Origin of the sequence: Streptomyces hundungensis, from assembly GCF_003627815.1 — a bacterium.
GTDB lineage: Bacteria > Actinomycetota > Actinomycetes > Streptomycetales > Streptomycetaceae > Streptomyces > Streptomyces hundungensis_A.
Map to the genome: position 1 here is coordinate 7,577,975 of NZ_CP032698.1, position 9,746 is coordinate 7,587,720.

Below are 9,746 nucleotides of genomic sequence, written 5' to 3' on the forward strand. Positions count from 1 at the left end.
TTGTTTGTCGCTGTCATCGCACTGACGGATCACGGCGCGCGAATGTGACCGGACGCGCCGGACCCCGCCGTCCCGCCCGACCCCGCCCTCCCACCGGACGCGCCGCCCGCGGTCCCGCGCCGACGCCCCATGGCCGAGCAGGTACCAACTAGGTACCATCGATCCATGCCGTCCTTGAACATCACCTTCACCGACGAGGAACTCGAAGCGGTCCGGGCCGCCGCGGCCGCCGACGGGAAGTCCCTCAAGCAGTACGTCCACGACCTGCCCCTGCGCGAGCAGCAGCGCCTGCAATTCGTCCGCTACGCGCTCTCCTGGGGCGAACACCAGCGGGCCGAGTTCGACGAGGCCTTCCCGGACGAGGCGCCACCGAGCGCGCGCAACGAGGGGGTGGACGCCGCCTGATGGTCCTCTACATCGACGTCCCGTGGCTCCTGGACGTCCAGGAGCAGGCTGTCCCCGAAGACGTGAGCGTCGCCGACTACTCCGCCCTCGTCGCGGCCGTCGCCCGGCACAAGACCCGCATTCCGCGCCCCGCGACCGCCGACCCCGAGCCCTCCTGGCGGGCGGCGGCCCTGCTGCACACCCTCGTCCGCCTGCAACCGCTGCCCCACCGCAACAGCCTGTACGCCTGCCAGGTGACGGCCGCCTACATGTACGCCTCGGGGGAGGGCATCGACCCTCCGTACGGCGCGATGGTCGACCTCGTCCGCGACATCCAGGCCGGCAAGGTGAGCGTCTACCAGGCCGCCGACCGCATCCGCGCCTGGCGCATCTGACCGGGCGCGTGCCGCATGTGCCGCCCCGTAGGCTCGCGGCATGAGCAGTGAGATGGGGTTGCGGGAGCGCAAGAGGCGGCAGACGTTCGCGGCGGTGTCGGAGGCCGCGATCGGGTTGTTCCTGGAGCGGGGCTTCGACAAGGTCTCCGTCGCGGAGGTCGCGGCCGCCGCCGGGATCTCCAAGCCGACCCTCTTTCGCTACTTCCCCACCAAGGAAGACCTCGTGCTGCACCGGTTCGCCGACCACGAGGACGAGGCGGCCCGCGTCGTCGCCGCCGGGCGCGCCGCCGGAGTCGCTCCGCTGCCCGCCCTGCGCGCCCGCTTCCGCGAGGGCCTTGAGCGCCGGGACCCGGTGACCGGGCTCTGCGACGACCCGCGGGTACGCGCCTATCACGCCCTGCTGTACGGCACGCCGAGCCTGGTGGCGCGTCTCCACGGGTATCAGGGCAGGTCCGAGGAGGCGCTCGCCGCCGAGCTCGGCGAGGGCGTCGGCGCGCGCGTCGCGGCCGGCCAGATCATCGCCGTGCAGCGGATCCTGGCGGAGGAGAACTGGAACCGGATCGCCCGGGGCGAGAGCGCGCGGGCGCTGTACGAGGAAGCGGTGGCCGCGGCGGATCAGGCGTTCGGGCAACTGGCGCGGGGGCTGGGGCGCGAGTACGGGGAGGTGGCGTGAAGGCGGTGGGCGCCACCCGCCCCGGAGCGGTTCACCGGGGGGCCTTCGAGTTCGTTACCGAGTAAAGAATGTAACCCGGTTACGTTATCCTGGTCGGTATGACGTCACTCGACCGGGAACTCGGCAAGGAGCTCGACCCGAAGCCCGGCAGGGAGCTCGGCAGGGAGCTCGGCCCGAAGCCCGACCGGGAGCTCGGCCCGAAGCCCGACCGGGAGCTCGCTCGGCAGCTCGCTCAGGAGCGGGCCCATCACGACGCCTGCCGCGCGGCCCTCGCCGCGATGACCGAGGGCGCCGACGAGCGCGTCGTCAACGGTGAGAACGCGTTCGCCTCCGGCGCGGACGCCGAGGTGCTGGGCTATCAACTCCGCAGCTGGGCCAAGGAGTTGAGGGACATGCCGCAGGGCCCGCTGTTCTTCGGGCGGCTCGACTTCGACGCGTGTGCCGACGCCGACCACGCCGGGCAGAGCTATCACATCGGCCGTCGGCGCATCAGCGAGCACCCCTTTGCCCCGCCCCTGGTCGTCGACTGGCGCGCCCCCGTCTCGCGCCGCTTCTATCAGGCGAGCGCCCGCGACCCCCAGGGCGTCGAGGTCCGTCGACGCTTCGGCTGGGCGAGGGGAAGCCTTGGGGCCGCCGAGGACCTGACCGGCCTGGAGGACGAGCGCCTGACGGCGGGGGAGGCGCATAGGACCAGTGCGATCCTCGCGGGGGAGATCGAGCGCCCCCGCGTCGGGCCCATGCGGGACATCGCGGCCACCATCCAGCCCGAGCAGGACGACCTCGTACGCTCCGAGCTCGCCCGGTCCATCTGCGTGCAGGGCGCCCCCGGCACCGGCAAGACCGCCGTCGGCCTGCACCGGGCGGCGTACCTCCTCTACACCCACCCCCAACGCCTCCAGCGGCGCGGCCTCCTGGTGCTCGGTCCCAACCGCACCTTCCTGTCCTACGTCTGCGAAGTCCTGCCCGCGCTCGGCGAGAGCGGCATCCGCCAGTCCACCGTGGACGAGGAGGTCGCGCGCGGGACCCGGGGCCGCGAGGTACGGGCGGTCGACGCGCCGGAGACCGCGCGCGTCAAACATGACGCCCGCATGGCCGAGGTGCTGCGCCGCGCGCTGTACGGGCGCGTCGCACACCCCGTCAACTCCCTTGCGCTGCGCGAGGGTTCGATGACCTGGCGGGTCTCACGCGACGAGCTGGCCTCGATCGTGGCGTCGGTACGCGCCGAGGCGCCGCCCTACGCCATCGGGCGGGAGCGGGTGCGCAGCCGGGCGGTCCGGGCGATCCAGCTCCAGGCGGAGCGCCGGGCCGGGCCCATGAACAACACCTGGCTCCAGAAGATCACCAGGGCGCGTCCGGTGACGGAGTACGTCGACACGGTGTGGCCCCGGGTCAAGCCCGAGGAGGTGCTGGCCGACCTGCTGACGGACCCCGAGGCGCTCGCCTCGGCCGCCGAGGGCGTACTGGACGGCGCCGAGCAGCAGGCGCTGTTGTGGGCGGGGCCCCCGCGCTCCTGGAAGTCCGCGCGGTGGTCGGCGGCCGATCTGATCCTGCTCGACGAGGTGTCCGGCCTGATCGAACACCCGGAAGGTTATGGGCACATCGTCGTCGACGAGGCGCAGGACCTGTCGCCGATGCAGTGCCGGGCCATCGCCCGACGGGCCGTGTTCGGCTCGCTGACCGTGCTCGGCGACCTGGCCCAGGGCACCACACCGTGGGCGGCCCGCGACTGGCGGCGTCAACTGGCCCATCTGGGCAAGCCGGACGCCGTCGTGGTGCCGCTGACCACGGGCTTCAGGGTGCCGGCCGCGATCGTGGAGCTGGCCAACCGGCTGCTTCCCGCCCTCGACGTGGACGTGCCGCCCGGCCGGTCCCTGCGCGGGGACGGCCGGTTGAGCCACCGGCTCGCCGCGACCCCCGAAGGTCTCGCCGCCGAGGTGGTCGAAGCGGTGCGGGCCGCGCTGCGCGGGGAGGGATCGGTGGGCGTCATCGCGGCCGACCACGAGGTGCCCGCCCTGAGAGCGGCCCTCGCCGCCGCCGGCTTCGACGCGAGCGGCGCGGCCCGGGTCGCCCTCCTGCCCGCGACCCTGGCCAAGGGGCTCGAATACGACCATGTGGTGGCCGTCGAACCGGCCGAGATCGCCGCGTCCGAGGAACGCGGCCTGCACCGGCTGTATGTGGTGCTGACGCGGGCGGTGTCCGGCCTCGACATCGTTCACAGCAGGCCGCTGCCCTCCGAACTCGCTTGAGTCTGGGGCGACTTGACCGGCGGCGCCTCGGACGGCGGACGGCTCGTGCGCATCCGGGCGAAGGCGTAGACACACCCCGCGAGGGCCAGATCGGACAGGAGCATGAAGCCGATCGAGTACGAGTCCTTGGCGCTGTAGATCGCCCCCATGACCAGCGGCGGCACAAAGCCACCGAGGCCGCCCATCGCCCCCACGATGCCGGTCACACTGCCCACCTGGGGCTGGGGGGTGACCTGGGAGACCAGGGCGAAGACACTGCCACTGGCCGTTCCCAGACCGGCGCCCATGCACAGCAGGGCCGTGGTGCCGCCCGGGTACAGCGGGGGGTCGAAGGCCTGCACGATGGCGAGCAGGGCGACCGCGAGCAGCGCCCCGGCCGTGACGAGCGCGGGGTGGACGCGGTCCGAGAGCCAGCCGCCGATCGGGCGGAAGAGGACCGTGGCCAGCGCGAACCCCGCCGCCTTGGAGCCCGCGTCGGTCGGCGACAGGGCGTACCAGGTCTTGAGGTAGGTGGGCAGATACACGCCGAACGCGACGATCCCGCCGAACCCGATCGCGTACAACGCGGACAGCTCCCACGTCACCCGGAGCCGTCCCGCCCGGCCGAGCCGGGAGCCCAGCGTCGCCGTGGGGACGGGCCGGTCGGGGCGGTCCGTGATCAGGAGCGCGGCGAGCACCGCGTACACGGCGAGGGCGATCGCCACCACGAGGAAGGGGACGTGATAGCCGTGCTTGGCGATGCGGGGCGTCAGATATCCCGAGAGCGCCACCCCGCCCATGCCCATGCCGAACACGCCGAGTGCGAGGCCCCGCTTGTGCGGGGGGAACCAGGAGTTGACCAGGGGGATGCCGATCGCGAAGGTCGTGCCGCCGAGCCCCAGCAGAAAGCCGATCACCAGCATCAGGCCGTAGCTGTCGCGTGCCGGGATCAGGAGCAGTACCGGCACGATGGTGAGCGCCGACATCAGCGGGAACATCAGCTTCGCGCCGTAGCGGTCGGTCAGCGCACCCACCGGGATCCGCCCGAGCGACCCGACGAGCACCGGGACGGCGACCAGCAACGACTGTTGGAGTGAGCTGAGGTGCAGCCGGTCCTTGTAATCGCCTGCCAAGGGGGCGATCAGGTCCCACGCCCAGAACGTCAGCGTGAACCCGACCGTCGCCATCACCAGGTTTCGGTACGCGGCGCCAGAGGGCTTCGAATCAGTGTCCACGCCCTCAGTCAAGGTGGCCGCCCCCGCCGGGGCGCGCCGGACTGCGCCGTACGGAGGACCCGGACCGGAACGGGGAAGGGCCGCCGATGTGTGGTCTCCTCGGCGCCCCGGCGGGACTGTCGGACCCGCCCGCTAGGCTCGGCCGAGCACAGGAAGACGCGCTTCTCAGGCGCTCTTCTCACGGGGGCAGCAAGGGGGAAACAGTGACGATGCACCGTCCGGGCCTGCCCGGTGATCTGCCGGGCCCGAAGACGCTCTGGGCGCGGTGGGGCCTGCTCGCGGTCCTTGAGGCGTCGACCGAGAACGAGGAGCTGCCGTTCGTGCACCGCACGGGCACCTGGATCGACGGTGGCGGTCTGCACGTCGACGACTGCGGCTGTACGGCGTGGACGCTGACCGACATGGGCGAGGGCCGCTTCGTGCTCTACGGCGAGGACGAGTCCAGCGACGTCAAATGGCACAAACCCCCGATCGACATGCTGGCCGGCGCCCCGCAGTGGCTGCCGTTCGCCAGGCTCCGCGATCTGATCGAGGGCTATGAACTCGGCTGCGTCTACTGGTACGAGAACGGCGCCTGGTCGCGTGCCCCCTATCCGCAGGGCCTCGACGACGACGGCCTGGACTGCGGGATGAGCCGCTTCGTCGACCGCGACGACGTCCTGGAGACCCTCGACCTCGGCGAGGACGGGGAGAGCGGCCAGGACGGTGAGGGCGGCCCGCAGGACGTTCTGGACCGGGCCGAACGGTACGAACTGACGCCCCAACTGGTGGAATCGCTGGTCGCCCGGTCCGAGTACGACCACTGGGACCTGCCCGCCATGCTGCGGGCCCTGAGCCTGACAGGTTTGGCCGGTGACGCACCCGGTGACGCCGGTTCGGGTGCACGGGCCCCGGAGCGCGAGCCGGACGGCGCGGTCCGCGCTCCGGGAGGTGCGGGGCGGAGCTACTCCTGAAGGGTGTGCCGTTCCTCCCGCGCCGCACGCAGCTCCGGGAACGGCATGCGCACCCGGGCCGCCAGATAGGACAGGCCCGTGGAGCCACCGGTGCCGCGCAGGCCGCCCACCGTGCGGTCCACCAGGGACAGATGGGTGATCTTCCAGCGCCAGAACGCATAGCCGAGGTCGAGCAGGGCCTCGGCCACGCGGTGGTGGACGCCGGCGCCCGCCGCCCCCCGCTCGCACACCTCCTCCACGCGCGTCGCGCCCGCCGCCAGCGCCTTCAGATAGGCGCTGTACAGGGGGCTCGTGCCGCCGTCGGACGCGGTGCCCAACCGGTCGTCCAGGGCGTGGAAGCCCCGCGACTGGGCGCCGCTGGCCGTGCCCAGATGGCGTCGGAACGCGGCGAAGTGCTGGAGGGGCAGGCGCTCCAGAAGCCGTACGGTCTCGTCCAGGACGCGGACCATGCCGGTCACCCGGCCCAGGTGTTCCAGGGCGCGCTCGGGACCGTCCCACTCCGGCGAGCCGTCCGCCTCCGCGAGGGCGTCCACCGCGGCGTCGATGTCCAACGCGGCCTGCGCGAGCCACAGTTCACTCGTCTGGTGCGCCACGATGAAGAAGCGCTCGGCCGCCTCGACGGCCGGATCCCGGCCCGCCGGATAGAGCGGACGCTGAAGGCCGAGCAGGTCGTCCAGGGCGAGGTAGCGCGCGTAGTCGGACGAGCTCATGGGTGCCCGCCGCTCGCCCCGTGATCCGCGGTGTACGCGAGGAGGCGCTCGACCCCGGTGTCCAGCTCCTCGGGGTCGCCGCAGAACGCCAGGCGCACCAGGGTCCTCGCCTGCGCCGCCGGTTCGGCGGACAGGGTCCGGCCCGACGCGGAGACCACCGGCCGCAGCGCGAATCCGGCGGCCGGCGCCAGGCCCACGTCGTACCGTTCGAGCAGGCCCCGCACGAAGCCGGCCGCGTCGTCGCAGACCCCGGCGACGTCCAGGACCGCGTACCAGCCGCCCTGGGGCAGTTCGGCCAGCAGCCCCGCCTCCCGCAGGGCGGGCAGGGCCCGGTCCCGGTTGGCGCGGACCAGCGCCGCATTGGTGACCGCGCTGTCGCGTGCTTTGAGCGCCGTCAGGCCCGCGTACTGCACCGGCGTCGACGGACTGACCAGGCTCGCCTCCTGAACCACCCGCATGGCGTCGGCGGCTCGGCGGTGCGGGGTGACCACATAGCCGAGCCGGTACCCCGTCATGGCCAGGCTCTTGGAGAAGGAGAACGTCGAGGAGACCCGGCGCTCGTGCTCCGCCAGAGAGCGTTCCAGGGACGCGAACGAGGTGTGCTCGCCGTCGTAGACGAAGTGCTCGTACGCCTCGTCGCTGATGATCTGGAGGTCGTGCTCCTGGGCCACGGCGAGGATCGCCGCCATCTCGTCCACGGCGAGGACGGCGCCGGTCGGGTTGGCGGGCGAGTTGATCAGGACCGCCCGGGTCCGGGGGGTCAGGGCCGCCCGGATGCCCTCGGCGGTGGGACGAAAGTGCGGGCCCAGCGGATAGAACACGGGGCGGAACCCGGCGAGCAGACACTGCTGGAGGTGGATCGGCCAGTGCAGCTCCGGCAGCAGCAGTTCGTCACCGGGACCGGCCAGGGACTGCATCAGGGCGGCCAGGCCCTGACAGGAGCCGGGGGTCACGAAGATGTGGTCGGGCGAGGTGCGGTGGCCGTTCTCCACCTCCAGCTTGACGGCCAGCGCCTCGCGCAGCGCGGGCATCCCCTCCGCGGAGGTGTAGGCGGTGCGGCCCGAGCGCACGGCCTCCGCGGTGGCCTCGGCCACCTCGCGCGGAGGCTTGAAGTAGGGCTCCCCGACATGGAGTTTGATGACGGGCCGGCCCGTGGTCCGCTCCCGCTCCTCGGCGGAGCGGAACACCTCGTGCAGACACGAGGACGGGATGGTGCCGGCCCGGGACACGGCGTTCACGACCGCCCCTGACCGGGGGTGGGACGCGCCGCCTCGGAGTCGACGAGGAACTCGTAGACGAAGAAGCTCTGGAGCGCGGGCTCGCGGTCGCCGATGACGTGCTTGGCGCGCTGCCGGAAGCCGTTGACGGCGAGTTCGTGCTCCACGATCAGAGGGGAGAGCTTGTGCTCCTCCTCGAAGGCGGTGACGACGTCGTCCTTGGTGATCTGCATCTCGGCGATCGCCACCATCCAGTTGTCGCGCTCGATGGCGTAGTCGATGACGAACTTGTACCAGTTCCACAGCGTCTTGCGGCGGCGGTCCTCCAGCGCGCGCGACCACTCGGGGATCGACCCGTCCTTGCGATAGGCGGCTATTTCCTCGTCGCTGGCGAGCAGATACCCACCGCCCAGTTCGATGACCTCCGCGGACTTGAGCCGTGCGGCGTCCTCGGGTGTGCAGTACTCCGGACAGAACTCGTCGCCCAGTATCAACAGGCCGTCCCCGCCCAGGAGTTCGCGGGCGTGCGCGAGGTGGTTGTGCGGCAGGTGGTGGTGACTGCCCCAGGAGATCATGACGTCGAGCGGCTCCTGCCACTGCTCGAAGGGGGAGCCGAACACCTCGGCGTGCGGCCGGTCCGCGAGGCGGTCCCGGGCCTGCTCCAGCGGGTTGCGGGCCACGTCGTTGGCGATGACGCGGCAGTCCGGCAGTCGGTCGGCGATCATCGCGGCGAGCACGCCCGAGCCGGAGCCCACGTCCATGACGGTGAGCGGCCTGCCCAGTTCCGCACGCCGGGCGGCGACCCGGTCGACGATGAGGCGGTCACCGTCGGAGATGTCGGGGTGGCCGTCGCGCATGATGGCGCCCACGTCGATGGTGCGGAATTCCTCGCGCGTGTAGATGGTGCTTTCCTCGATGACTGTCTCGGTGGTGGTGTTGTCAGCGGTTTCCATGTGCCTGATTCCTTCCGCGTCGCCGTTTTCCGATTCGGTGATCACGCGCTACGTCCCCCGTCGATGGCGACCAGCGCACCGGTGACCCAGCCCGAGGTTTCCGGGTCCAGCAGATTGCACACCCAGCCCGCGATCTCCTCGGGCCGGCCGAAGCGGCCCAGTGGGGTGGCCTCGACCAGGCCCGCGATCAGGTCGTCGGTGCCCTGCGCGTCCAGGCCCAGGTCCCCGTACATCGGGGTGTCCACCGGGCCGGGCAGCACCGCGTTGACCCGTACGTGCGGGGCGAGTTCGCGCGCGAGGGAGCGGGTCAGACTGTTGAGCGCCGCCTTCGTCGCCCCGTACAGGGCGCGGCCCGGCATCGCGAGCGCCCCGCCCACCGAGGAGACGTTGACGACGGCGCCCTCCCGCTCGCGCAGCTGGGGCAGCGCCGCGCGGATGAGACGGACGGGGCCCAGGAGGTTGACGTCGAGCATGGCCGTCAGATCGGCGAGGTCCGCCCTCTCGATCGGCGCGAACCGGGCCAGGCCCGCGTTGTTGACCAGCCCGTCCACCGCGCCGAACCGCTCCACGGCGGCCTCGACCGCGGCCCGCGCCCCCGACGCGTCGCCGATGTCGGCGGGGTGCACCAGAGCCCGCTCGCCGCCCTCGGTGTCCGCCGCCTCGCCGAGCGGTCCCGCCCTGCGCCCCACCAGCGTCACCGACGCTCCGGCGGCCAGGAGGGCGCGGGCGACGGCCCGTCCGATGCCGGTGCCGGCGCCGGTGACCACCATGCTCTTTCCGTGCAGGCTCATGGACGTGTGGCCCACTTTCTCGATCCGTGGACGGGCGGCCCCTCGACGTGCGCTCCGGCGGGCAGGACCACGGGGGAGAGGCGGTCCGCGGACGTGCCGTCGCGCCCTACGCTAGGGGGCCGCCGGAAGGGGGAGCGGATTTCTTTCAGTGGCCGAAAAGAACCCGGCCCACCGCGCCGCGCGCCCCGCACACGTCCGGGCGCCCCGCAC

10 protein-coding genes are annotated in these 9,746 nt (G+C 72.3%); 5 read left to right on the forward strand and 5 right to left on the reverse strand.

Annotation, left to right across the window (positions count from 1 at the left end; genetic code table 11):
• Positions 1–165: 165 nt before the first annotated feature.
• From DWB77_RS33735 to DWB77_RS33750, 4 genes are all read left to right on the forward strand, one after another.
• A complete protein-coding gene (locus tag DWB77_RS33735) occupies positions 166–405 on the forward strand; it encodes a hypothetical protein (protein WP_120726095.1) in 240 nt (79 codons plus the stop codon).
• Positions 405–779 carry a toxin Doc gene (locus DWB77_RS33740; protein WP_114034648.1) on the forward strand — a complete coding sequence of 125 codons (375 nt, stop codon included), beginning with the start codon at positions 405–407 and terminating at the stop codon, positions 777–779. Before DWB77_RS33735 ends, DWB77_RS33740 begins: the two co-directional genes overlap by 1 nt.
• Before the next feature lie 40 nt (positions 780–819).
• Positions 820–1,452, forward strand: coding sequence for a TetR/AcrR family transcriptional regulator (locus tag DWB77_RS33745; protein WP_120726097.1), 633 nt, complete (start codon positions 820–822; stop codon positions 1,450–1,452).
• 98 nt (positions 1,453–1,550) lie between these two features.
• Complete coding sequence (locus DWB77_RS33750; protein WP_246033716.1) at positions 1,551–3,698, forward strand: HelD family protein; 2,148 nt, start codon at positions 1,551–1,553, stop codon at positions 3,696–3,698.
• Here DWB77_RS33750 and DWB77_RS33755 read toward each other — a convergent pair.
• Positions 3,665–4,864, reverse strand: a complete 1,200-nt coding sequence (locus tag DWB77_RS33755) for a nitrate/nitrite transporter (protein ID WP_120726099.1) — start codon at positions 4,862–4,864, stop codon at positions 3,665–3,667. The two genes, DWB77_RS33750 and DWB77_RS33755, sit on opposite strands and share 34 nt — an antisense overlap.
• A gap of 257 nt (positions 4,865–5,121) precedes the next feature.
• Here DWB77_RS33755 and DWB77_RS33760 point away from each other — a divergent pair, with 257 nt between their 5' ends.
• On the forward strand, positions 5,122–5,865 hold the full coding sequence (locus tag DWB77_RS33760; protein ID WP_246033949.1) for a hypothetical protein: 744 nt from the start codon (positions 5,122–5,124) through the stop codon (positions 5,863–5,865).
• On the opposite strand, the gene DWB77_RS33765 is transcribed toward DWB77_RS33760, so the two are convergent.
• The 4 genes from DWB77_RS33765 to DWB77_RS33780 are packed head-to-tail and all read right to left on the reverse strand — an operon-like array spanning position 5,856 to position 9,536.
• Positions 5,856–6,575 (reverse strand): tryptophan 2,3-dioxygenase family protein, encoded by a 720-nt coding sequence (locus tag DWB77_RS33765; RefSeq protein ID WP_120726100.1) that lies wholly within the window; start codon positions 6,573–6,575, stop codon positions 5,856–5,858. The genes DWB77_RS33760 and DWB77_RS33765 overlap by 10 nt on opposite strands.
• On the reverse strand, positions 6,572–7,813 hold the full coding sequence (locus tag DWB77_RS33770) for a pyridoxal phosphate-dependent aminotransferase (RefSeq protein WP_120726102.1): 1,242 nt from the start codon (positions 7,811–7,813) through the stop codon (positions 6,572–6,574). Before DWB77_RS33770 ends, DWB77_RS33765 begins: the two co-directional genes overlap by 4 nt.
• Entirely contained in the window at positions 7,810–8,745 is a 936-nt protein-coding gene (locus DWB77_RS33775; RefSeq protein WP_120726104.1) for a class I SAM-dependent methyltransferase, read from the reverse strand. The genes DWB77_RS33770 and DWB77_RS33775 overlap by 4 nt, the downstream gene beginning before the upstream one ends.
• 41 nt (positions 8,746–8,786) lie before the next feature.
• Positions 8,787–9,536, reverse strand: coding sequence for an SDR family NAD(P)-dependent oxidoreductase (locus DWB77_RS33780; RefSeq protein WP_120728537.1), 750 nt, complete (start codon positions 9,534–9,536; stop codon positions 8,787–8,789).
• Positions 9,537–9,746: the final 210 nt, after the last annotated feature.